The sequence below is a fragment of the Streptomyces sp. NPDC008086 genome (assembly GCF_042957325.1).
Classification (GTDB): domain Bacteria; phylum Actinomycetota; class Actinomycetes; order Streptomycetales; family Streptomycetaceae; genus Streptomyces.
The window spans coordinates 486,231-510,423 of record NZ_JBIBIA010000003.1 but is presented as its reverse complement, the minus strand read 5'-3'; the positions used below and the strand labels follow the sequence as shown (position 1 = coordinate 510,423).

Genomic DNA, 24,193 nt, shown 5'->3' with positions numbered 1-24,193 from the left:
CACGGGCGGCCGGCCAGATGCGCCACCTTGCCGCCATCCACCACGAACAGCGAGGTGACGGGAAGGAATATCGCCAGCCGCAGAAAGGCCAGCGCATAGCGGTCGACGTCGACGCCCCTGCGGTCGGCCGGGGCCAGGAAGCCCGGGCGGGCGACGACCTGACGGCCCCTCTCGCCGACCGGGGCCGCCGCCTCGAAGTCGAATGGATCTTCCAGCCCTGGGCCGGGCCGGGCGACGGGGTGCCGTCCGGGCCGGCCGGCGTCAGCGTCAGCCAGTCGCCGATCCGCGCCGCCTTCCAGCCGTCGGGAACCTCGCGCCGCGCCGTCTCGTACAGCCGTGCCGTCCCCCGCCCGTCGGCGGACAGCCGGTCCGGCGTCTCGTAGAAGTGCGGGTCGGCGAGCGCGTACACCTCGTAGCGCCTGTCCATTCGTCCCCCTCCGCCGGCTCGGCACCGAGACTTCCAGCGTTGTGCCGGACACGGACAGTCACGCCTGTCACGAGATCACCGTGCGATACGCATGCGTCAAGACATCCTTTCGAGCAGCGCACCCCCGTCGCTCCCCTGAACGGTCACAGGGGCTGCGCAGGTGTCTCATAAGCGCTGTAATGGCGGACGTGGTCGGTGAGGGCGCTGCGGAACGCGGAACGAGGCCCCTGCGTGCCGAAGTCGCCCTCAAGACGGTCGCCGCCGACCCGGACTCGCCGCAGCGGCTGCGCCGGGTTCTGGAGCAGGCGCTCGTCTTCAGCGCGGCGACACTGGCCGCCGTGTACGCGCCCGGCGAGGACGAGGACCTGCTGTGCCTGGTCGAGTCCGCCGGAGTACCGAGGACCCTCTACGGGCTGCGCGACAGCTACCCGCGCTCCGGCCGGTCCGCGACGGCCGACGCCCTGCGCACCGGCCACCCGGTGTGGCTCGGCCCGGCGGAACTCGCCGCCGGCGCGGAGTCCCGACGAGCACCCGCCCGGGACTTCTTCGTCGCCGCCGTGCCCACCCACGACGGCGACGGTGGCTGCCTGCTGGCCGTGAGCGAACGCCCCGGCGGCTTCGACGCCGACGACCGCGCCTGCCTGGAACTGATCGCCGAGGCCGTCGCCCTCCCCGCCCGGCCCGCGACCGCGGACGGGGGCGAGCCGGCGGCCAACGCGTTCAGCCTGGCCATGGACTCCGGCCGGGTCGAGGTCGGCGAGGACATCCTGACGCTGTTCGGCCTCGGCCCCGACGACTTCGACGGCAAGGTCGAGACCCTGCTGGGCCTGACCGTCCCGGAGGACCTGCCCTCACTGATGTCCGTCGTCGAGGCCGACCACATGTCGCTCGGCGACCGCGAGCTGGAGTTCCGCGTCCTGCAACCGGCCGGCCCGCCCAAGTGGCTCCGCCTGCGCGGCCGCCTCCTGCCCGGCGGCGAGGGCCGGCCCGCCCGCCTCGTCGGCACCGTCGCCGACGCCTCCACCCTGCGCGCCGAGATCACCGACGTGGCCCGCGTCCAGCGCCTCGCCGCCGCCCTGGCCACCGCCGGCACCGTACGCGACGTCAGCCACGCCGTGGTCACCGCCCTGCGGGGGCCGCTGCGCGCCGACCGCATCGCCCTCGCCGAACTGGAGAACGACCGCCTCGTCGTCACCGTCCTCGACCCGCCCGAACCCGAGTCCTGGCCGGAGCTGTGGCGCCTGGAGTGGCGTACCGAATGGCCGGACGCCCCCGTACGCGCCATGCCCACCCTGGGCGCCGCCCTGCGCGAGGGCCGCGCCCAGATCTGGCCCGCCGGCGCCCCGCTGGAACCCGCCCTCGCCGACGTCGGTCCCGGTGGCCTCGCCGTCCTGCCGCTGCCCGCCGGCGGACGGATGGCCGGTGCCTGTCTGATCGGCTGGGACACCCCGCACGACTTCGGCGCCGACGAACGCGCCCTGCTCACCGCCTCCGCCGGCCTCGCCGGACAGGCACTGTCGCGCGCCCACGCCTTCGACGCCGAGCACGAACTCGTCGGCATGCTCCAGCGCCAGCTGCTGCCCCGCCGACTGCCCCGGCTGCCCGGCGCGGAGGCCGTCGCCCGCTATCTGCCGACCACGGCCGGCCTGGAGGTCGGCGGCGACTGGTACGACGTGATCCCGCTGCCCGACCACCACGTGGCCCTCGTCATCGGCGACGTCCAGGGCCACAGCGCGGCCGCCGCCACCCTGATGGGCCAGATGCGCACCGCGCTGCGCGCCTACGCCGCCGAAGGACACCCCCCGGACGTCGTCGTCCACCACGCCAACCGCCTCCTCATGGAGATGGAGACCGACCTCTTCGCCACCTGCTGCTACGTCGACGTCGACCTGGAGGAGGGCGCCGCCTGGTGCGTGCGCGCCGGACACCTCCCGCCCGTGCTGCGGCACCCCGACGGCAGCACCGAGATCGTCGAGGCCGAGGGCGGGCCGCCGCTCGGCGTGCTGCGACAGGCCGACTTCCCGATGAGCCCGCTCGGCCTGCGGCCCGGCACCGTCCTCGCCCTCACCACCGACGGCCTCGTCGAGGCCGCCGACGCCGACATCGACACCGGCATGGACCGGCTCGCCCACGACCTCGCCCGCTCCGACCCCGCCCACCTCGGCCTCGTCGCCGACGCCCTGCTCGTCGGCGCGCGCCGCAGCGACGACATCGCCCTGCTCCTGATGCGCTACGACGGCATGGCGGTACGCCCGCTCCGCGAGAGCTGGACGGTCTGGCGGGTCCCCGAGGCCGTCGGCCACGCCCGCCGCTTCACCCGGCGCACCCTGCGCACCTGGGGTGTGACGCCCCCGGACACCGACGCCGTCCTGCTCGTCGTCTCCGAACTCGTCACCAACGCCCTCGTGCACACCGACGGCCGGGTCCGCCTCGACCTCACCCTCGTCCACCACCGGCTGCGCGTCGCCGTCGCCGACTCCTCGCCCCGCACCCCGGTCAAACCGGCCAGCATCAGCTGGGAGGCCACCGGCGGCCGCGGCATCCTCCTCGTCGAGGCCATGGCGGCGGAGTGGGGGACGGTGCCCGTGAGCGGCGGAAAACAGGTGTGGAGCGAGATTCCGCTCAGCGGATGAGGCCGGTTTTCGACGCAGGTGAGGCCGCATCCCGGTGAACGGCCGACGGCGTGGCGGCGACCATCAAGCCAATCCGGCACCGTCAAATCGGCGGAATCGGGGCTAAGGTGAACCGATGAAGGCTCTCGTGCTGTCCGGCGGCGCCGGTACGCGCTTGAGGCCGATCACGCACACTTCGGCCAAACAGCTCGTGCCGGTGGCCAACAAGGCCGTGCTCTTCTACGGGCTGGAATCCATCGCGGCGGCCGGCATCACCGAGGTCGGGGTGATCGTCGGGGACACCGCCGCGGAGATCCAGGACGCCGTCGGCGACGGCTCCAAGTTCGGTCTGGAGATCACCTACATACCCCAGGAACGGCCGCTGGGCCTGGCCCACGCCGTGATCGTCGCCCGGGACTACCTGGGCGACGACGACTTCGTGATGTACCTCGGCGACAACTTCATCGTCGGCGGAATCACCGGCCTCGTCGAGGAGTTCCGCACCCACCGCCCCGACGCCCAGATCCTGCTCACCCGCGTCCAGGACCCCCGCTCCTTCGGCGTCGCCGAACTCGACGACGCGGGCCGGGTCGTCGGCCTGGAGGAGAAGCCCGAGCACCCCAAGAGCGACCTCGCCCTGGTCGGCGTCTATCTGTTCACGCCGGTGATCCACGACGCGGTCCGCGCCATCACCCCGTCCTGGCGCGGCGAGTTGGAGATCACCCACGCCCTCCAGCACCTGATCGACGCCCGCGCCGACGTGCGCTGCACGGTCATCAAGGGCTACTGGAAGGACACCGGGAACGTCGCCGACATGCTGGAGGTCAACCGGACCGTCCTGGAAGGCCTCACGCGCCGTATCGACGGCGACGTCGACGACGCCTCTCAGACCGTGGGACGCGTGGTCGTCGAGGAGGGGGCACGCATCGTCAACTCCCGCGTCGTCGGGCCCGCCGTGGTCGGCGCCGGCACCGTCGTCGAGGACTCCTACGTCGGCCCCTTCACCTCCATCGCGGAGAACTGCCGTATCACCGACAGCGAGTTGGAGTTCTCCATCGTGCTGCGGGACTCCTCGATCCACGGCGTGGGCCGCATCGAGTCCTCGCTCATCGGCCGACACGTCCAGGTCACGCCCGCGCCCAGCGTCCCCAGCGCCCACCGACTCGTCCTCGGCGACCACAGCAAGGTGCAGATCCACACATGAACCTCCTCGTCACCGGCGCCGCCGGCTTCATCGGCTCGACCTACGTCCGCACCCTGCTCGCCCGCGACGCGCCGCACGCGCCCGAGGCGCCCCGGATCACCGTGCTGGACAAGCTCACCTACGCCGGCACCCTCGACAACCTCGAACTCGACCACCCCCGGCTGGAGTTCGTGCACGGCGACATCCGGGACGCCGAACTCGTCGACAAGCTGATGGCCGAGGCCGACCAGGTGGTGCACTTCGCCGCCGAGTCCCACGTGGACCGCTCGATCACCGGCGCCGACGACTTCGTCCTCACCAACGTCGTCGGCACCCACACCCTGCTGGACGCCGCCGTGCGCCACCGCGTCGCACCCTTCGTGCACATCTCGACCGACGAGGTCTACGGCTCCGTCGAGTCCGGCTCGGCCACCGAGGAGGACCCGCTGCGCCCCAGCTCGCCGTACTCCGCCTCCAAGGCCTCCGCCGACCTGCTCGCCCTCGCCCACCACCGCACCCACGGCCTCGACGTCCGGGTCACCCGCTGCTCCAACAACTACGGCCCGCACCAGTTCCCGGAGAAGGTCGTCCCGTTGTTCATCACCAACCTCCTCGACGGCGAGCAGGTCCCCCTCTACGGCGAGGGCCTCAACGTCCGCGACTGGCTGCACGTCGACGACCACTGTCATGGCGTCGAACTCGTCCGCACCCACGGCCGTCCCGGCGAGGTCTACAACATCGGCGGCGGCACCGAGTTGAGCAACCGGGACCTCACCGCCCTGCTGCTCAAGGCCTGCGGCGCCGAGCCCGACCGGGTACGGCACGTCGCGGACCGCAAGGGCCACGACCTGCGCTACTCCGTCGACTGGACCAAGGCCCGCACCGAACTCGGCTACCGGCCCCGCCACGACTTCGCCGCCGGCCTCGCCGCCACCGTCGGCTGGTACCGGGACCACCGCGACTGGTGGGAACCCCTGAAGCGGCGCGTCGACGGGGAGCGCGGATGAGGTGGCTGGTCACCGGCGCGGGCGGCATGCTCGGCCACGACGTGGTTGAGGAGCTGCGCGCCCGCGGCGAACAGGTGGCCGGCCTCACCCACACCGCCCTCGACGTCACCAGCCCCGACGCCGTGGACCGCGCCTTCGCCGCGTACCGCCCCGAGGTCGTCGTCAACTGCGCCGCCTACACGGCCGTCGACGACGCCGAGCAGGACGAGAGCCGGGCCCTGCGCGTCAACGGCGACGGCCCCGGCCTGCTGGCCCACACCTGCGTCACGTACGAGGCCCGTCTGATCCAGGTCTCCACCGACTACGTCTTCGCGGGCGACGCCGACGCCCCCTACCCGGAGAACCATCCCCCCGCCCCGCGCACCGCCTACGGCCGCACCAAACTCGCCGGCGAGCGGGCCGTACTGGACGAACTCCCGGCCGCGAGCGCCGTCGTGCGCACCGCCTGGCTCTATGGCGTCCACGGCCGCAGTTTCGTCCGCACGATGATCGGGCTGGAGGCGAGCCGGGACACCGTCGACGTCGTCGACGACCAGCGCGGCCAGCCCACCTGGACCGCCGACGTCGCCGTCACGATCGCCGACCTCGGCCCCCGCGTCGGCCGCGACGTCACCGGCGTCCTGCACGCCACCAGCGCCGGCGAGGCGACCTGGTACGACCTGGCCCGCGAGGTCTTCGCCCAGCTCGGCGCCGACCCCGACCGGGTGCGCCCCGTCACCGGCGCCGCCTTCCCCCGGCCCGCGCCCCGCCCCGCGTACAGCGTCCTCGCACCCGGCCGCCGGCAGCGGCTCGGCCTCCCGGGGCCGCGGGACTGGCGCACCGCCCTGCACGAAGCACTGCCCCGGATCCGCAAGGAGGCCCTGCGTGAAGCGCCATGAGTTCCTGCGGGAACTGCACAAGGTCAGCGGAAACCGCAACTACCTGGAGATCGGCGTCAACGACGGCCGCAGCCTCAAGCTCTCCCGCGTCCCCACCGTCGCCGTCGACCCCGCCTTCAAGGTCGTCACGGAGATCCGCTGCGACGTCCACCTGGTCAAGGCCACCAGCGACGACTTCTTCGCCCGCGACAACCCGCTGATCCATCTCAAGGGCGGCCGCCACCCGCTGCGCAACCTGCGCCGGGGCCGCGGTCCGCTCGGGTACTGGCGGCGCACCGTCCTCGACCTGGCGTTCATCGACGGCATGCACCTGTTCGAGTACGCCCTGCGGGACTTCATGAACATCGAGCGGTACTCCGACTGGACCAGCGTGATCGTCTTCGACGACATGCTGCCGCGCAACGTCGACGAGGCGGCTCGGGACCGGCACACCGGGGCGTGGACCGGGGACGTGTACAAGATCGCCGAGATACTCGGGCGGTATCGGCCCGATCTGGTGACGGTGCCCGTGGACACGCGGCCGACGGGGCAGCTCGTCGTCTTCGGTGCCGATCGCCGTAACACCGTGCTGCGTGATCGGTACGACGAGATCGTCGCCGAGTACGAGGTGCCCGATCCGCAGAAGGTGCCGGAGACGGTTCTGGACCGGGTGGGGGCCGTGGCGCCGGAGGCGTTGCTCGGGGCGGGGTTCTGGCGATCGCTGGCGCGGGCCCGCAAGGTGGGCGTCGGGCGCTCGCGGGGGTGGGAGCCGTTGCGTACGTCGGTCGAGAAGGTGCTCGGCGGTCACTGACGGGGGTCGTTGTTCGTCTGCCGCGCCGTCGTGGCTGGTCGCGCAGTTCCCCGGGCCCCTTGGGGGGTGTCGACCCCCGCGTCAGACGCGACCGTCTCGCGACTGCTCGTAGTGCGCCGCACAGGCCTCGTATGTCGGGAGCAGCCCGGTTTCACGTGCCTCGGCCAGTGACGGAGCCCGGGCGTCCTTGGGGGACAGGATCGGCGCGATGTGCCCGGGCCAGGCGATGCCCAGCTCCGGGTCCATCGGGTCGACCCCGTGCTCGCGCTCGGGGGCGTAGCCGGTCGAGCACAGGTAGATCACCGTGGCGTCGTCGGTGAGGGCCATGAAGGCGTGTCCGAGGCCCTCCGCGAGGAACACGGCGTGGTGGCTGTCGTCATCGAGGCGTACGGCTTCCCAGCGGGCGAACGTGGGGGAGCCGACGCGGAGGTCGACCACCACGTCGAGGACGGTTCCGCGCACACAGGTGACGTACTTGGCCTGGCCCGGCGGCACGTCGGAGAAGTGGACGCCGCGCAGGACGCCCGAGCGGGAGACGGAACAGTTGGCCTGGGCCAGGGTGAGGTCGTACCCGGTGGCCTCGCGGAACTCCGTGCCCCGGTACCACTCGTGGAAGCTGCCCCGGTCGTCCGGGAAGACCTTGGGCTCCAGTGCCCAGGCGCCTTCGATGCCGAGGGGGCGCATGCCGTCACCTCCTCCGGGCCTTCGCGCGCAGGCGGGTCGCGGTCCGACCCAGCGCCGTACCGAGCCCGCGCCGCGCCCCGCGGACCAGGCGGCGCAGCGGACCGGGGCGGGGAGTCCGTACCACGCGCACCCCCGATGCTCCCGCCCGCAGCGCGAACGGCAGCGTGAGGTGGCGCGGCCCCGGCGTGCCGAGCGCCGCGCGCCACGTCGCTCCGCGCAGCTCGCCGAGGGGCAGCACGGCCTCCAGCAGCGCGCCGGAACCGTGCGGGGACAGGGTGGCCGGCACGTCGTGGACCCTGCCGGACGAGGTGAGACGGAGCGAGAGGGCGGTGCCGTCGTGGGGGACGTGCAGGGGGAGTGGCGCGCGCAGTCGGTCGCCCGTGAGCGTGACGTCGTCCGGTGCGACGGCGCCCAGGCCCACGCGGTGGGTCGCGCGGTCGACGTCCAGGGCGAGGTTCGCGTGCGGCGTGGTCCAGTACGGGAGGACCACGTGGCCGGCGGTCACGGCGGCGTACGGGGTGGGGCGGTTCGGCTGCGGGGCGGGGCCCAGGCGGCACTCCTTGGTCCAGCCGCCCAGCTTGACGCGGACGAAGGCGTCCCACAGGCCGGCGCCGGTGAGGGCCGCGGGGTCGACCGTGGCGGTCGCGCGCAGCAGCAGACGGACACGGCCGTCCTCGCCGGCCGGCACCTCCTCCCGGGTGAACTCCACCCGCTGGAAGTACTGGGCGGCACTGGCACGCTCGCGTACCAGCAGGTCGGCGGTGGCCTGGCCGAACCGGGCCACGGTGTCGGCGTCCACCCACGCGACGGCCGCGGCCAGGTTCTCGGGCGGGCCGTCGAGAGGCGTACGGGCGGGAGCGGCGGCGAAGGCCATCGGGGCACCGGCGACGGCGTACTCGGCGGTGAACCCGACCCGCAACATGCCGTCCTCCCACGTCACGCGCTCGGGGACCGCCGTGAGAGCGATGCCGGCCTCCCACTCGGCGAAGGCCTCGACGTCGTCGTACCGGTCCGCGGCGACCAGCGCGGCGACGACCTGCTGCGTCGGCTGGAGCCCGGCCGCGACGCCGGGCCCGAAGCGCTCGACGACGACCTGGCGGATCTCCTCGAACAGGTCCCGGCGATAGTCGGACGGCAGGGCGAGGAGCCGCCGCCCACGCAGGCGCTCGACCATCTCCACGCGCAGCCAGCGCCGGAACAGCCGATCCCGCAGCGGGCCCGGCTCGGTGTGGCGCTCGACGACGTCCAGGGCCTCCCGGAGGTTCTTGAAGTACCCACCGGGGTCGAAGCGCTGGAACCCGGCGTTCGAGGCGTCGTCGCGGCGGACGTGGTAGTAGCAGACATAGTCGCTGAGCACCGAGACGTTGCCCGCGCGCAGATACGCCTCGGTGACGAAGACGTGGTCCTCCAGGCGCCGTCTGCCCTCGGGGAAGCGCAGCCCGATGTCGTCGAGGAAGGCGCGGCGGAACATCTTGTGCGGGGTGAGACTGTCGATCAGGGGCGTGTCGGCGACGGTGGCGCGCGGGTGGTTGCGGCGGAACAGCTCCACCGGCACCCCGCGGCCCTTGCCGGCCATCTTGCCGACGACGACGTCGGCGCCGTTGGCCACGCCGTAGTCGTACATCCGCTCCAGGGCCTCGTCTCCGACGTGGTCGTCGTTGTCCACGAACATCACGTACTCGCCCCGGGCGGCGGCGATGCCGACGTTGCGGGGCTTGCCCGACCAGCCGGAGTTCTCCTGGTGCACGACGGTCACCCGGGGCTCCGCGGCGGCCAGGGCGTCGAGCCGGGCGGGTGTGCCGTCGGTGGAACCGTCATCGACGAAGATCACTTCGTACTCGTCCGGGGGCAGCGACTGCCGCAGCAGTGACGCGATGCAGTCCTCGACATAGACCCCGGGGTTGTACACGGGGACGACCACGCTGACCTTGACCGGCATCGGTCTCCGAGCCCCCTAGGGGTCGCAGGGCGTTTACGTCGAAGTACGGCGTTCGTGGCCAAATCCTAACCCTGTCACGCCCTTTGTCCACCGCTCAACGACCGGGGCACCCGTACGTCCCCGTGCCGCTGCCGCGCGTGGAGAACCGGCCGGATTTCGCCCACGCCGGTAGCCTGGCGGCGTGCGCCTGCTGCTGATGTCCGACACCCACCTGCCCAAGCGCGCCAAGGTGCTGCCCGAGGGGTTGCTCGCCGAACTGCCGCGCGCCGACGTGGTGTTCCACGCCGGGGACTGGGTCGACACGGCCACCCTCGATCTCTTGGAGAGCCGCAGCGCCCGGCTCGTCGGGGTCCACGGCAACAACGACGGACCGGACCTGCGCGCCCGGCTCCCCGAGGTGGCGTACGTCGAGCTGGGCGGCCTGCGCTTCGGCGTGGTCCACGAGACCGGGCCCGCACAGGGCCGCGAGGCGCGCTGCGCCGCCCGCTTTCCCGACCTCGACGTGCTGGTCTTCGGCCACAGCCACATCCCGTGGGACACCACGGCCCCCACCGGCCTGCGGCTGCTCAACCCGGGTTCCCCGACCGACCGCCGTCGTCAGCCCCACTGCACCTATATGACCGCGACCGTGACCGACGGCAGCCTCACGGCCGTGGAGCTGCACCGCCTGCCTCCGCGTCAGCCATCAGCCGCTGACGCACCCTGACCCGCTCGCCGGCGTTCAGCGCCCGGTCGAGGAGGCCCGCGCTCCGCGCGGATGGATGGCGCCGGCGGTCGCCGTCAGCGGGGTGCCGCTGCCGCCCCAGCGCAGGGCGACGATCTCGGCGGCGACGGACACGGCGACCTCCTCGGGCGTACGGGCGCCGAGGTCGAGCCCGACGGGGGAGCGCAGCCGGGCCAACTCGCCCTCGCCCAGCCCCGCTTCGGTCAGCCGGCGCATGCGCTCGTCGTGGGTACGGCGGCTCCCCATCGCCCCGATGTACGCGGCCGGACGGCGCAGCGCCTCTTCGAGGAGGGGCACATCGAACTTCGGGTCGTGGGTGAGCACGCAGATCACCGTGCGTGCGTCGGTGTCGGTGCCGCTCAGGTAGCGGTGCGGCCAGTCCACGATCACCTCGACGCCCTCGGGGAAGCGTTTCGGTGTGGCGAACACCGGCCGGGCGTCGCACACCGTGACCCGGTAGCCGAGGAAGTCGCCGATGCGGGCGACCGCCGCCGCGTAGTCGATCGCGCCGAACACCAGCATGCGCGGCGGCGGTGCGAAGGAGTGCAGGAAGACGCTGACGTCGTCCTCGCGGCGCTCGCCGTGCGGGCCGTAGTGCCTGAGGTCCGTGAGGCCCAGGGCGAGTTCACCACGTGCGTCGGCGGTCACCGCCGCGTCCAGGCCGGACGCGCCGAGGGTGCCGGTGACCCGGTCCGGCCACACGGCGAGCGTCGCCCCGCGCGGCGCGGGCCCGTCGGTCACCGTCGCCACGGTCACCGGCCGTCCCGCCGCCACCGACTCCGCGACCTCGCCGAAGGAGGGGTCCGAACCGGCCGTGACCGGACGCACGAGCAGGGTGATCTCGCCGCCGCAGGTCAGCCCCACCGCGAACGCGTCCTCGTCGCTGTACCCGAAGGTCTCCAGCCGCGCCTCGCCGCTCGCCACCACCTCCTGCGCGAGCTCGAACACGGCCCCCTCGACACAGCCCCCCGACACACTGCCGACGACCTCGTCGTCCGGGCCGACCGCCATCGCGGCCCCCGGGTCACGCGGGGCACTGCGGCTGGTGGCGACCACCGTGGCGAGCCCGAACGGCATCCCGGCCGTGTACCAGGGGGCGATCACCGGGAGGATGTCACGCATGGTCGTGGGTACTTCCTGGTGAGGCCGGCGGATGGGAGTTTCGAGGGTGCGCCGGAGGGCGGCTCGGCGGGATCCCTGCTACCGCCAGTATCGACCTTGCGGCAGCGAGGGGCACGCGCGCGGACGCTCCTGGGCGGGCCCGGGTACGTGCGCGGGGCTGGGCCTGGCACCACGTGAAGGTCACAACGAGGGCGCGATGTGTCGGGGACACCGGTGCGGCCGGTCCGCCACGATGCCGTCGGCCTCCGGGAAGCGGGCGCGGGTGGCGAACACCGGGCGCGTCCCCGTCGACGACGCCGCCGGGGCCGCCATGCCGGGGTCGCTGTCCGCGATCTGTATGCGGACGCGGCCGGGGTCCACCTCAAGCGTGTCCGACCTCTTCCGCGAGGCCCAACGGCTGCGCGAGAGGTTCCCGGACGAGCCCTCCGCCGAGGCTTCCCGACACCCGGGCGCGCTGTCGATGCGTGAGCCGGGCGTCCGCGTAGGCTCAAGAGCGCCGCACGGCAAGGGACTTGGAAGGCGGGGCATGAGGCGTGACGAGCTGATCCGGCCGGTACCGGAACTGTTGAAGGAGCACGCCGGGTCGGCGCCGCGGCGCGTCGCGTACGCCGATGCCTCGCGCAGCGTCACCTACGCCGAGCTGGAGCGGCGCACCCGCGCCCTGGCCGGGCATCTCACCCGGACGGGACCACGGCGCGGCGACCGGGTCGCGATCTGCCTCGGCAACCGCGTGGAGACGGTGGAGAGTTGCCTCGCCGTGCTGCGGGCCGGGATGGTCGGAGTCCCGCTCAATCCGCGGTCCTCCGACGCCGAGCTGGCCCACTTCCTCCAGGACAGCGGCGCCGCCCACGTCATCACCGACGCCGCGCACCTCGCACGACTGCGGCGCCTGGGACGGCCGTACGACGGCCTGGGCGTGCTGGTCACCGGGGGCGGCCCGGCACCGGACGACCTCACCCAGCTGTTCGAGAGCGTGGCCGGGAGCGACGGCGGGTCCGCGGAGATCGACCTGCTCGGGCTCGACGAGCCGGCCTGGATGCTGTACACCTCCGGCACCACCCACCGGCCCAAGGGCGTGCTGTCCACGCAGCGGGCCGCGCTGTGGTCCGTGGCCGCCTGCTACGCCCCGATCCTCGGCCTCTCACCCGACGACCGGCTGCTCTGGCCGCTTCCGCTGTTCCACAGCTTCAGCCACTCACTCGCCGTCCTCGGTGTGACGGCCGTCGGCGCGAGCGCCCGCATCGCCGGTGACCTGCTGCCGCCCGGCGGTCTGCGCCGGGAACTGGCCACGGCGTACGAGCAACTCGGCGGGCCCTTCACCCTGCTGGGCGGCGTGCCCACGACGTACCACCGGCTGCTCGACTCGCCCGGCGAGCCCCCGCCGGCCCCGCGCCTGTGCGTCGTGGCCGGCGCGCCGAGCGGCCCCGCACTGCGCGCGGCCGTGGCGGACACCCTCGGGGCGCCGCTGCTCGACGCGTACGGCAGCACCGAGACCTGCGGCGTGATCGCGGTCAGCCGACCCGAGGGACCCGGGGTCGACGGCACCTGCGGACCGCCCGTACCCGGCGTGGACATACGCGTCGTCGACCCGGGCAGTGGCGAGGACGCCGGGGACGGAGACGAGGGCGAGGTCTGGGTGCGCTCGCCGGGCCTGATGACCGGCTACCACCGGCAGCCCGAGGCGACGGCCGCCGCGCTGCGGGACGGCTGGTACCGCACCGGCGACCTCGGCCGACGCGTCGAGCACGGCCATCTCCGGCTCACCGGCCGGGTCAGCGAGCTGATCATCCGCGGCGGTGAGAACATCCACCCGACGGAGATCGAACAGGTCCTGGCGCAGTGCCCCGGCGTGTCCGACGCCGTGGTCGTGGGCGTACCGCACGACGTGCTCGGCGAGGTCCCGGTCGCCTTCGTCGTGCCGGGCCCCGACGGGATCGACGCGCGGCGGGTGCTCGCCGAGTGCCGTACCCGGCTGGCCGACTACAAGGTGCCGGCCGAGATACGCGAGATCACCGCCGTCCCGCGCACCGCCTCCGGCAAGATCGCCCGCCACGAGGTCGTCGTCCCCGCCCCGGCCGCCCCGCTCACGGCCGACACCGCTCCCACCCCCACCGCCCTGCGTGAGCGGCTCCGCGCCCTCTCACCCGACGACCGGGAACGCGCCCTGCGCGCGACGGTCCTCGCCGAGACGGCCGACGTCTGCCGGCCCGCACCGGGCGATCAGCTGGACGCGGACAGCCCGTTCGCCGATCTGGGCATGACGTCCGTCGGCGTGGTCGAGCTGGTCGACCGGCTCGGCGAACTCACCGGCCTGGCCCTGCCGGCGACGCTGGTCTTCGACCACCCGACACCGGCCGAGGCGGCCCGGTACCTGTGCGCCGCACTCTTCGAGAGCGCGCCTAAGACACACCGCCGGGCACACGGCGCACCGGACAGGCCCTCCGAGGACGATCCCGTCGTCATCGTCGCCATGGGATGCCGGTACCCGGGCGATGTCAACTCCCCGGAAGACCTCTGGGAGTTGGTGTCGCGGGGCCGGGACGCCATCACGGAGTTCCCGACCGACCGCGGCTGGGACCTGGACGCCCTGTACGACCCCGATCCCGACCGGATCGGCACCTCGTACACGCGACACGGTGGATTCCTGCACCGGGCCGCGGAGTTCGACGCCGGACTCTTCGGGATCTCGCCGCGCGAGGCGCTCGCGATGGATCCGCAGCAGCGGCTGCTCCTGGAGACGTCCTGGGAGGTGTGGGAGCGGGCCGGGATCGACCCGGAGTCGGTGCGCGAGAGCGACACCGGTGTCTTCGTCGGCGTGATGTACGACGACTACGCCTCCCGCCTCACCCGCCCCCACGAGCTGGAGGCGCACCTGGGCCTCGGCTCGACGGGCAGCGTGGCTTCCGGACGGATCTGTACGTGTACGGTCTGCGCGGTCCCGCCGTCACCGTCGACACCGCCTGTTCGTCCTCGCTGGTGGCGCTGCACTGGGCGGCGCGGGCGCTGCGCTCGGGCGAGTGCTCGCTGGCGCTGGCCGGCGGGGTCACGGTGATGGCGACGCCCCAGTCGTTTCTCGCCTTCAGCCGGCAGCGCGGGCTGTCGGCCGACGGGCGCTGCAAGTCCTTCTCGGCGGCGGCCGACGGCACGGCCTGGGGCGAGGGCGTGGGACTCGTCCTGCTGGAGCGGCTGTCCGACGCGCGGCGCAACGGCCACCCGGTCCTGGCCGTGCTCCGCGGCTCGGCCGTCAACTCCGACGGCGCCTCCAACGGGCTCACCGCGCCCCACGGCCCGGCCCAGCAGCGGCTCGTCACCCAGGCGCTGGCCGACGCGGGACTGCGCCCCCGTGACGTCGACGTGGTGGAGGCGCACGGCACGGGAACCCGGCTCGGCGACCCCATCGAGGCGCAGGCCCTCCTGGCCACGTACGGCCAGGACCGTACGCGGCCGCTGTGGCTCGGGTCGGTCAAGTCCAACCTCGGGCACACACAGGCGGCGGCCGGAGTCGCCGGCGTCATCAAGACGGTGCAGGCCATGCGGCACGGAACCCTGCCCCGGACCCTGCACGCCGACCCGCCCACCCCGCACGTCGACTGGTCCTCCGGCCGGGTGGAACTGCTCACCGAGCCCCGGCCCTGGCCGGCCACGGACCGGCCGCGGCGCGCCGGGGTCTCGGCCTTCGGGATAGGCGGGACCAACGCACACGTCATCCTGGAGGAGGCACCGACGGCCGAGACGGCGGTGACCCCCCAGCCCACGACCGCCACCCCGCCCGTTCCCTGGCTGCTCTCCGCCGCCGACGAGACCGCCCTGCGCGCCCAGGCACGCCGCCTCGCGGCCGAAGCGGCGAACGGGACGGCCCTGTCGAGCGCGTCCACGGCCGACATCGCGCACATGCTCGCGGTGTCGCGGCCCGCCCTCCCCCACCGGGCGCTGGTACCGACCGGCGACCGGGCACGGATGCTGGACGCGCTGACCGCGCTCGCGCGGGGCCACGACGCACCGGGCGTCGTGCGAGGACTGGCGGATCCGGCGATCCGTACGGCCTTCCTGTTCACCGGACAAGGCGCCCAGCGCCCCCGGATGGGCGCCGAACTGCGCGCCGCCTTCCCCGTGTTCGCCGAAGCCTTCGACGAGGCCTGCCGGTACCTGGACGACCACCTCCCCCAGCCGCTCAGCGCGGTGCTGGCCGCCGAGCCGGGCTCACCGGACGCGGCCCTCGTGGACCGCACGGACTTCACGCAGGCCGCGCTCTTCGCCTTCGAGGTCGCGCTCTTCCGGCTGCTGGAGTCGTGGGGCGTGCGAGCCGACCGCGTCGTGGGCCACTCCGTCGGCGAGCTGGCCGCCGCCCACGCCGCCGGTGTACTCGATCTCCCCGACGCGGCCACACTCGTCGCCGCGCGCGGCCGACTGATGCGGGCCCTGCCCGAGGGCGGCGCCATGGCCGCGCTGGACGCCACGGAGAGGGAAGCCGCCGCCGTGCTCGGGGAGTTCGGGGAGCGGGTGGCGGTCGCCGCCGTCAACGGCCCCCGCTCGGTGGTGATCTCGGGCGAGCGGGACGCGGTACTCGCGGCCGCGGCACGCTTCGAGGCGCGCGGCCGCAGGGCCGTACGGCTCCGCGTGAGTCACGCCTTCCACTCGCCCCTGATGGATCCGATGCTCGACGAACTCCGGTACATCGCACAGCAGTTGACCTTCCGGCCGCCGCGCGTCCCGATCGTCTCCACCGTGACGGGCAGGCTCGCCGAACCCGATGAGCTGTGCTCACCCGAGTACTGGACGCGGCACGCCCGGCTCCCCGTACGCTTCGCCGACGCCGTGCGGCGACTCGCGGACGACGGGATCTCCGCCTACCTGGAGATCGGTCCCGGGCCCGCGCTGACCGCCGCGGCCACCGACTCGCTCGCGGACGCCTCCGCGAACGGCACCGTACTCGCGGCGGCCACCCGAGGCGGCGCGTACGAACCGGAGACGCTCCTGTCGGCCGTCGCGTGGCTGCAGGTCGCCGGGGCCACCGTCGACTGGCGGGCGGTGTACGCCGGTTCCGGCCCCCGGCGCGTGGATCTGCCGACGTACGCCTTCCAACGGCAGCGGTACTGGCTGGACGCACCGCCCCCGGCGAGCGTCGACGCCGGGCCGCTGCTGGGCCCGGCGTTCCCGGTGCCGGACACCGACCGGACCGTGCTGACCGGGGTGCTGTCCCTCGCGGCGCACCCGTGGCTCGCGGACCATGTCGTCGCCGGGAGGGTGGTCGTGCCGGCGACGGCGTTCGTGGAGATGGCCGTGCGGGCCGGCGACGAGGTGGGCTGCGCCGCGGTCGACGAGCTCGTGATACCGGCGCCGCTGGCGCTGTCCGGTTCCGCCGGGACGCGGGTGCAGGTCGTGGTCGGTGGGAGGGACGAATCGGGGCGACGCTCGCTCGACATCTACTCCCGGCCGGAGGATGCCGACGAGGACATCCCGTGGACCCGGAACGCCACCGGCCGACTCTGCCCCGCGCCGGCGACGCCGCAGAGCGGATCGGACCTCTGGCCGCCGCAGGACACCGAGGCCGTGGACCTCACCGACGGGTACGCCGCCCTCGCCGATGCCGGGCTGACCTACGGGCCCGCGTTCCAAGGGGTCGGCGCGCTCCGGCGACGCGGCGACGACGTCTTCGCGGAGGTACGGCTGCCCGCCTCGCACGCCTCGGAGGCGGGCCGTTTCGGGCTCCACCCGGCGCTGTTCGACGCCGCGTTGCACGCCCCTCTCCTGGCGGGCCTCGCTGACCTGAGCGTGGTGCGGGTGCCGTTCGCGTGGAGCGGTGTGAGCCTGCACGCTTCGGGAGCCGCGGAGTTGCGGGTCAGGGTGACGCCGACGGGCCCCGACACGGTCTCGCTGACGATGACGGACCCGTCCGGTCGGCTGGTGGCACGCGTGGACTCGCTGGTCATGCGGGAACTCACGGCCGACCAGGCGGACGTGACCGCCGCGACCGACAACGGCACGGGCGACATCGTACGAAGGGCACTGCTGCGTCCCTACTGGGCCGCTCTCGAAATCCGGCGAGGTGCGGATGACCGCGCCTGGGCAGTGCGCGGGCCGGACGAGTTGAACCTCGCCGGGTTCCTGCCCGAGTCCGACGCGGCGAGCGCCGAGTTCGTGGCCGTCACAGCCGCCGACCCCGCCACCGGCGCCGATCCGCTGCCCGCCGTGCACGCGCTGACCGGCAGCGTGCTCCAGGTGCTCCAGGACTGGCAGGACGATCCGGGCACTGCGGGTTCACGGCTGGTCGTGGTCACGCGGGGAGCCACCGGACCGGTGCCGGATCTGGCCGGTGCGGCGGTCTGGGGACTGGTGCGGGCGGCACAGTCGGAGCTGCCCGGTCGTGTCGTCCTGGTCGATGTGGACGGGCGGCCCGAGTCGCTGCGGATCCTCGCGTCGGCCGTCGCCACCGGCGAGCCGCAACTACGCATCCGGGACGGGCGGGTGACGGTCCCGCGGCTGGCCGTGGCCGACGACGCCCCGGACACCGAGATCGCCTTCGCCGCGGACGGCACGGTGCTGATCACCGGAGGCACCGGTGCACTGGGCGCGGAACTGGCCCGTCATCTGGTCGTCGAACACGGCGTACGGCATCTGCTGCTGACCGGCCGCCGAGGGCCGCAGGCGCCGGGTGCGCGGGAACTGCGCCGCGAGCTGGAGGAGTTGGGCGCGCAGGTCGGCGTCGTCGCCTGTGACGCGGCCGACCGGGCCGCGCTGGCCGACGTCGTCCGGGGCTGCGAGCCGCCGTTGCGCGCGGTGCTGCACGCCGCCGGGGTGCTCGACGACGGCGTGCTGGACTCGCTGACGTCCGAGCGGATGACGGCCGTGCTGCGGCCGAAGGCCGACGCGGCGTGGCATCTGCACGAACTGACCCGTGACCTGGGCCTTACGGCGTTCGTCGTGTTCTCCTCCGTCTCCGGTCTGCTGGGCCGGGCGGGCCAGGGAAACTACGCGGCAGCGAACTCCTTCCTCGACGCCCTCGCCCACCGCCGCGCCGCCGAAGGACTCCCGACGCTGTCGCTGGCGTGGGGTCCGTGGGAGCACAGCGGCGGCATGGCGGCCGAGCTGCCCCAACAGCGCTCAAAGTCAGCGGAGCTGCTCGTCCCGTTGTCGACGCGGCAGGGGCTCACCCTGTTCGACGCGGCGCTGCGTTCGAGGGAGCCGGTCCTGGCGCCGATCCTGCTGAACCGGGCGGCACGGCGGTCCAGGGCCGGGCACCTGCCGGCGCCGTTGCGCGGCCTCGTCCGTCCCGGTAGGCCGACCGCCGCCGCGACCGCATCCGGCGCCGCCGGGTCTCCCGGGCAGACGGCCGCGCCGGGGGAGTGGCGCGAGCGGCTGGACCGGACAGCGCCGGGTGAGCGGGAAGCGGTGCTCGTGGCGCTGCTGCAGGCCGACGTGGCCGCGGTGCTCGGCTACCCGCACGCCGAAGCGCTGCCGGCCGGCAAGAGCCTCGCCGACCTGGGGTTCGACTCCCTCACCGCCGTGCAGATCCGCAACCGGCTGAGCGTGGCGCTGGGGCTCCGGCTGTCGGCGGCGGTGGTGTTCGAGCACCGGACGGCCGAGGACCTGGCCCGCCATATGCTCGGCCTGCTGGACGACGAACCGGCCGCCGCGGACGACCCTGAGCCGACGGTGACCGAGCGGCCGACGTACAGCCTCTCCTCGCTGTTCCGGACGGTCAGCGCCTCGGGACAACCGGTGGCGGCGATGCACCTCCTCGTCACCGCTTCCTGGGCCCTGCCCACCTTCCCGGCCGCCCGAGGCCAGGAGCACGCCCTGCCCCCGATCCGCCGTTCCCACGGCCGACCCGGCCCCGGCGCCCCGACCCTCGTCTACTTCCCGGCCTACCATCCGTCGCTCGCCGCGGACGGCGGGGAGTTCCCGGGTTTCCACCGCGCCTTCGCGAAGGCCCCCGACGCTCCGGAGAGCCTGGAGGTCCTGGAGTTCCCCCACCCGGGCATCGGCGCCGGAGCCGCCGTACCGGAGGACCGTGCCGCGCTGGCGCGTACGCAGGCCGAGAGTGTGCTGCGGCACGTCGGGGACGGGCCCTTCGTGGTGGTAGGACGGTCGGCGGGCGGCAATGTGGCGCACCTGGTGGCGCGCGAGTTGGAGGACATGGGCCGGGCGCCGACGGGTCTGGTGCTGCTGGACACCTACCACATCACGCCGGACAACAGCGGCAGGGACTGGCTGCTGTCGCTGGCCGCCCCACCGCCGCAGGACACCGGACGGCCCGCCCTCGCCCGGGACGACGACACCGCCCTGGCCGCGATCGGCGCCTACAACCGGATCTTCCTCGGCTGGGATCCCGAGCCGGTCACCACGCCCACGCTCCTGGTGCGCGCGCTGCGGCCCACGCCCGCCATGGCGGCCTCCGCGGACGCGGACGACTGGCGGACGTCCTGGCCGACGGAACACGACGTCGTCGACGTCCCCGGCGACCATCTGACGATGATGCGGGAGCACGCGGAGACGACGGCGTCCGCGGTCCGCGCCTGGATCGGGACGCTCGCGAAGGACACCCCGTGAGAGGCGACGGCATCGCACGGCGCGTGCGGCGGCGGTTGGTTGAGCGTTAATCCATTGCCCCCGCCGGGTCGGTCCTGCTGCACTGCAAGAGACCCGCCGTCAGCCGTGGAGGAGCAGCACATGCGCACTGCGTACATGTCCATCCAGGAAGGAACGACCCCCTCATCAAAGGACATGACGCTTCGTGCACCTGCTCAACCTCGGAATCCTCGCCCATGTGGACGCCGGTAAGACCAGCCTGACCGAACGCCTGCTGCACACCGCGGGCGTGATCGACGAGGTCGGCAGCGTCGACGCCGGGAACACGCGGACCGACACCCTCGCGCTGGAGCGGCAGCGCGGCATCACCATCAAGTCCGCCGTCGTCTCCTTCGCGCTGGACGACCTGACGGTCAACCTCATCGACACCCCCGGCCACCCTGACTTCATCGCCGAGGTGGAACGGGTGCTCGGCGTGCTGGACGGCGCCGTACTGGTCGTCTCCGCGGTGGAGGGCGTCCAGCCGCAGACCCGCGTGCTGATGCGCACGCTGCAACGGCTGCGCATCCCCACCCTCGTCTTCGTCAACAAGATCGACCGGCGAGGGGCGCGCTCCGACGCCGTCCTGCAGGCTCTCTCCGAGCGGCTGACGGCGGCCGTCGTGCCGATGGGGAGGGCCCAGGGCCTGGGGACGCGCGACGCCTGCTTCGTCCCCGGCCTCGCGGCGTCGGCCCTCGACGTCCTCGCCGACCACGACGACGACCTGTTGACGGCGTACATCGAGGACACCGTCTCGTACGACCGCCTCCGCGCCGCCCTCGCCGACCAGACCCGGCAGGCCATCGTGCACCCCGTGTACTTCGGCTCCGCCATCACGGGCGCCGGCGTCCGCGCGCTCGTCGAGGGCGTCGGACAGCTGCTGCCCCCGGCCGACGGCGACCCGGACGGGCCGGTCTCGGGCACCGTCTTCAAGGTCGAGCGGGGACCGGCGGGGGAGAAGGTCGCGTACGCGCGCTTGTTCTCCGGGACCCTGCGCACCCGCGACCGGATCCGTTTCGGTGCCGTCGGCGGATCGAGCGACGCGGGTGCCGCGGGCGGCCTGGACGACACCCGGGCCGAAGGCCGGATCACCGCGATCAGCGTCTTCGACCAGGGCACCGACCTCAGGGACGAACTGGTGACGGCGGGCCGGATCGCCAGGCTGTGGGGCCTGGGCGACATCAGGACCGGCGACGCGCTCGGTGAACCCCGCAAGGCCCACGGGCACCACTTCGCCCCGCCCACCCTCGAAACCGTCGTCGTGCCGGCCGACGGCGCCGACCGGCGGGGCCTGCACCGAGCACTCACCCTGCTGGCCGAACAGGACCCGCTGATCGACCTGCGCCACGACGAGGTGCGCCAGGAGACCTACGTCTCCCTCTACGGCGAGGTACAGAAGGAGGTCGTCCAGGCCACCCTCGCCGACGAGTTCGGACTGGAGGTCACCTTCCGCGAGACGACGCCGCTGTGCGTCGAGCGGCCGGTCGGCTCGGGCGCGGCGGTCGAGTTCAACAAGAAGGACGCCAACCCGTTCCTCGCGACCGTCGGCCTGCGCGTCGACCCGGCGCCGGTCGGATCCGGCGTGGCCTTCCGGCTGGAGGTGGAGCTCGGCTCGATGCCGTACGCCTTCTTCAAGGCCGTCGAGGACACCGTCCGCGAGACCCTCGGCCAGGGCCTGCACGGCTGGCAGATCCCCGACTGCACGGTCACCATGACCCACTCCGGCTACTCGCCCCGGCAGAGCCACGCCCACCAGGGCTTCGACAAGAGCATGTCCAGTACGGGCCACGACTTCCGCGGGCTCACCCCGCTGGTGCTGATCGAGGCCCTGCGCCGCGCGGGCACCCGGGTGCACGAGCCGATGCACCGCTTCCGCCTGGCGGCCCCGACCGACACCCTGGCCGCCGTGCTGCCGGTGCTGTCCAGGCTGCGCGCGGTGCCGCAGACCACCGAGACACACGGCGCGTCCTGCGCGCTGGAGGGCTCGGTGCCCGCGGCCCATGTGCACGAACTGGAACAGCAGTTGCCGGGGCTGACGCGGGGCGAGGGCGAGCTGGAGAGCGTCTTCGACCACTACGCCCCCGCCCCGCGCGGCACCCTCCCGGAACGCCGGCGCACCGACCTCAATCCGCTGAACCGGAAGGAGTACCTGCTGAACCTGACCCGCAGAGTGAGTAACTGAGCCTGCGGAGGGAAAACTTACTCATGGGTCAGGTGGTATTGACGGTGTCCTGATATCGCCGGACTGTAGTGGACATGCCGAACATCCGGACGCGTCTCCTGGTTGTCCTGGTCGTCCTCTTCGGATCCCTGTCGGTGGCGGGCCCCACTCCCGCCACCGCCGCCCCCCTCCCCGACTCCCTCTGGTTCGACGAAACGCCCCTCACCGTGCAGAACGGCCGCTTCACCGACGGCAACGGCCGCGAGGTCGTGCTGCGCGGCTACAACGTCTCCGGCGGGACGAAACTGAAGGAGAACGACGGTCTGCCGTTCGCGTCGACCGCCGACGCCAAGAAGTCCGCGACCGCGCTGCGCGCCCTCGGCGGCGGCAACTCGGTGCGCTTCCTGCTCTCCTGGGCCTACGCGGAGCCCGTGCGCGGCCAGGTGGACACCGCCTACCTCGCCAAGGCCACCGACCAGATGCGCGCCTTCCTGGACGCCGGGATCCGCGTGTACCCCGACTTCCACCAGGACCTCTACTCCCGCTGGCTGTTCGACAGCGACAGCTGGTACACCGGCGACGGCGCCCCCAAGTGGGCCGTCGACCTCGGCGACTATCCCGATGAATACTGCGGGATCTGCCCGTTCTGGGGCCAGAACATCACCTCGAACGAAGCCGTCAAGCAGTCGACGTACGACTTCTGGCACAACGCGTACGGCCTCCAGGACGCCTTCCTCGACACCGCCCAGAAGACGATGACGTACCTCAGGCAGAACCTCACCGCCGACCGGTTCGCCGGCGTCGTCGGATTCGACCCGTGGAACGAGCCGCACGCGGGCAGCTACGACTCCGGCCAGACCAGCCGGACGTGGGAGAAGGACGTGCTCTGGCCGTTCTACGTCAAGTTCCGCGCCCGCATGGACGCGGCGGGCTGGCAGACCAAGCCCGCCTTCGTCGAGCCCAACCTCTTCTGGAACGCCAACCTCGACTTCCAGAAGGAGGAGGGCGGACTGCTGGACGCCGGCACGCTCGGCCCGCGCTATGTCTTCAACACCCACTTCTACGACCAGAAGGCCATCTCCGGCGTCTTCATGTGGGGCAAGGCGCAGGACGGGCAGTACACCGGCGACTTCGGGACCGTCCGCGACCGCGCCTCCGCCACCGGGACGGCCGCGATCATCAGCGAGTTCGGGCACCCGCTCACCGGATCCGTCTCCGACAAGGCGCCGACCGTCTACAAGGCGATGTACCAGGCCCTCGACTCCCGCGTGAAGGGCGCGAGCTGGTGGTCGAACCCGGCGGGCTCCGGCCCCGTCCTCTCCGGCTCCCAGTGGCAGTGGGACCTCTACAACGGCCGTCACCACGAGCTGATGAACGACAACCCCGACAAGGTGCAGACCGACGGCGACGCCTGGAACGGCGAGGACCTCTCCGCCGTACGCCTCGACGACTCGGGCACCCCCGTGCTGCGTCAGGACGCCCGGCTGCTCGACCGGATCTACCCGAGCGCCACCTCCGGTTCGACGGTCGCCTTCACCTACGAGGACCGCTCCCGGGACGGCTCGACGACCCTGACCTGGAACCCGGTGCCCGGCTCGCTGCCGAACGTGGCGCAGCTGGTCGGATCGGGACAGTACGGGCTGCTGGTGTGGCGCTCGAACAGCGGTACCGCACCGACCGAACTGCACCTGCCCGCGTCGTTCCCGACCGGGTCCACCACGGTCGTCTCCGACCTGGGCACGGCGTACGCCCCGCCCGCCTACACATCGACCACTCCGGTCGGCGTGGCCGCGGAACCGGGCGGCACCGGCAGCCGTCGCCTGCTGCTCACCGACTCGGACTCCGGCGTCCCGCACTACGCGCTGGTGACGAACGGGGCGAGCAGCCCCTCGGCCGCCGTACTGAACGCCGCACGGTCCGAGCTCTCCGCGTGGGCCGCGCGGACGGCGGGCCAGTAGCCGGGCCGGAGACCTCGGTTGCCCCTGCCCTCACGTCGGACTGCACGGTGTACGGCGCCGGTCACCGGCTGTACGGCGACAGCGACCGGGGCCAGGCGGCCGCGGAAGTCGACGCGCTCGGTCGGGCCGTCGGCAGCAGA

The 24,193-nt window shown here is 73.2% G+C and carries 12 protein-coding genes and 2 pseudogenes; 9 read left to right on the top strand and 5 right to left on the bottom strand.

What is annotated here, in order from left to right; all coding sequences use genetic code 11:
* Positions 1–187: 187 nt before the first annotated feature.
* Positions 188–427 (bottom strand): annotated as a pseudogene (locus ACFZBP_RS12520) (hypothetical protein); the annotation flags it as partial.
* Between the two features lie 179 nt (positions 428–606).
* On the opposite strand from ACFZBP_RS12520, the gene ACFZBP_RS12515 reads away from it, so the two are divergent.
* From ACFZBP_RS12515 to ACFZBP_RS12495, 5 genes are all read left to right on the top strand, one after another.
* Positions 607–3,060, top strand: coding sequence for a SpoIIE family protein phosphatase (locus ACFZBP_RS12515; RefSeq protein ID WP_391412403.1), 2,454 nt, complete (start codon positions 607–609; stop codon positions 3,058–3,060).
* 115 nt (positions 3,061–3,175) lie between these two features.
* Positions 3,176–4,243, top strand: coding sequence for a glucose-1-phosphate thymidylyltransferase (locus ACFZBP_RS12510; RefSeq protein WP_391412401.1), 1,068 nt, complete (start codon positions 3,176–3,178; stop codon positions 4,241–4,243).
* Positions 4,240–5,229 (top strand): dTDP-glucose 4,6-dehydratase, encoded by a 990-nt coding sequence (rfbB, locus tag ACFZBP_RS12505; protein WP_391412399.1) that lies wholly within the window; start codon positions 4,240–4,242, stop codon positions 5,227–5,229. The genes ACFZBP_RS12510 and rfbB overlap by 4 nt, the downstream gene beginning before the upstream one ends.
* The gene (gene rfbD, locus ACFZBP_RS12500) at positions 5,226–6,107 is read left to right on the top strand and encodes a dTDP-4-dehydrorhamnose reductase (RefSeq protein ID WP_391412397.1); all 882 of its coding nucleotides are present in this window, start codon (positions 5,226–5,228) and stop codon (positions 6,105–6,107) included. Before rfbB ends, rfbD begins: the two co-directional genes overlap by 4 nt.
* Positions 6,094–6,897, top strand: a complete 804-nt coding sequence (locus tag ACFZBP_RS12495) for a class I SAM-dependent methyltransferase (protein WP_383442941.1) — start codon at positions 6,094–6,096, stop codon at positions 6,895–6,897. The genes rfbD and ACFZBP_RS12495 overlap by 14 nt, the downstream gene beginning before the upstream one ends.
* Positions 6,898–6,978: 81 nt before the next feature.
* Here the strand turns inward: ACFZBP_RS12495 and rfbC are convergent, their stop codons facing one another.
* A complete protein-coding gene (gene rfbC, locus ACFZBP_RS12490) occupies positions 6,979–7,581 on the bottom strand; it encodes a dTDP-4-dehydrorhamnose 3,5-epimerase (protein WP_391412395.1) in 603 nt (200 codons plus the stop codon).
* Positions 7,582–7,585: 4 nt separating this feature from the next.
* On the bottom strand, positions 7,586–9,520 hold the full coding sequence (locus ACFZBP_RS12485) for a glycosyltransferase (protein WP_391412393.1): 1,935 nt from the start codon (positions 9,518–9,520) through the stop codon (positions 7,586–7,588).
* Positions 9,521–9,701: 181 nt separating this feature from the next.
* Here ACFZBP_RS12485 and ACFZBP_RS12480 point away from each other — a divergent pair, with 181 nt between their 5' ends.
* Positions 9,702–10,226: a YfcE family phosphodiesterase gene (locus tag ACFZBP_RS12480; protein ID WP_391412391.1), complete on the top strand. Its 525-nt coding sequence runs from the start codon at positions 9,702–9,704 to the stop codon at positions 10,224–10,226.
* A gap of 15 nt (positions 10,227–10,241) precedes the next feature.
* Here the strand turns inward: ACFZBP_RS12480 and ACFZBP_RS12475 are convergent, their stop codons facing one another.
* Together ACFZBP_RS12475 and ACFZBP_RS12470 are read right to left on the bottom strand one after the other, a co-directional pair.
* A complete protein-coding gene (locus tag ACFZBP_RS12475) occupies positions 10,242–11,366 on the bottom strand; it encodes an XdhC family protein (RefSeq protein ID WP_383442953.1) in 1,125 nt (374 codons plus the stop codon).
* Between the two features lie 180 nt (positions 11,367–11,546).
* On the bottom strand, positions 11,547–11,726 hold the full coding sequence (locus tag ACFZBP_RS12470; protein WP_391413056.1) for a hypothetical protein: 180 nt from the start codon (positions 11,724–11,726) through the stop codon (positions 11,547–11,549).
* 166 nt (positions 11,727–11,892) lie between these two features.
* On the opposite strand from ACFZBP_RS12470, the pseudogene ACFZBP_RS12465 reads away from it, so the two are divergent.
* The 3 genes and pseudogenes from ACFZBP_RS12465 to ACFZBP_RS12455 all read left to right on the top strand — a co-directional run bounded on the left by ACFZBP_RS12465 (position 11,893) and on the right by ACFZBP_RS12455 (position 24,053).
* Positions 11,893–19,916, top strand: a pseudogene (locus tag ACFZBP_RS12465) (SDR family NAD(P)-dependent oxidoreductase).
* A 184-nt stretch (positions 19,917–20,100) separates the two neighbouring features.
* Positions 20,101–22,116, top strand: coding sequence for a GTP-binding protein (locus tag ACFZBP_RS12460; RefSeq protein ID WP_391412388.1), 2,016 nt, complete (start codon positions 20,101–20,103; stop codon positions 22,114–22,116).
* A 74-nt stretch (positions 22,117–22,190) separates the two neighbouring features.
* The gene (locus ACFZBP_RS12455) at positions 22,191–24,053 is read left to right on the top strand and encodes a cellulase family glycosylhydrolase (protein ID WP_391412386.1); all 1,863 of its coding nucleotides are present in this window, start codon (positions 22,191–22,193) and stop codon (positions 24,051–24,053) included.
* Positions 24,054–24,193 lie beyond the last annotated feature (140 nt).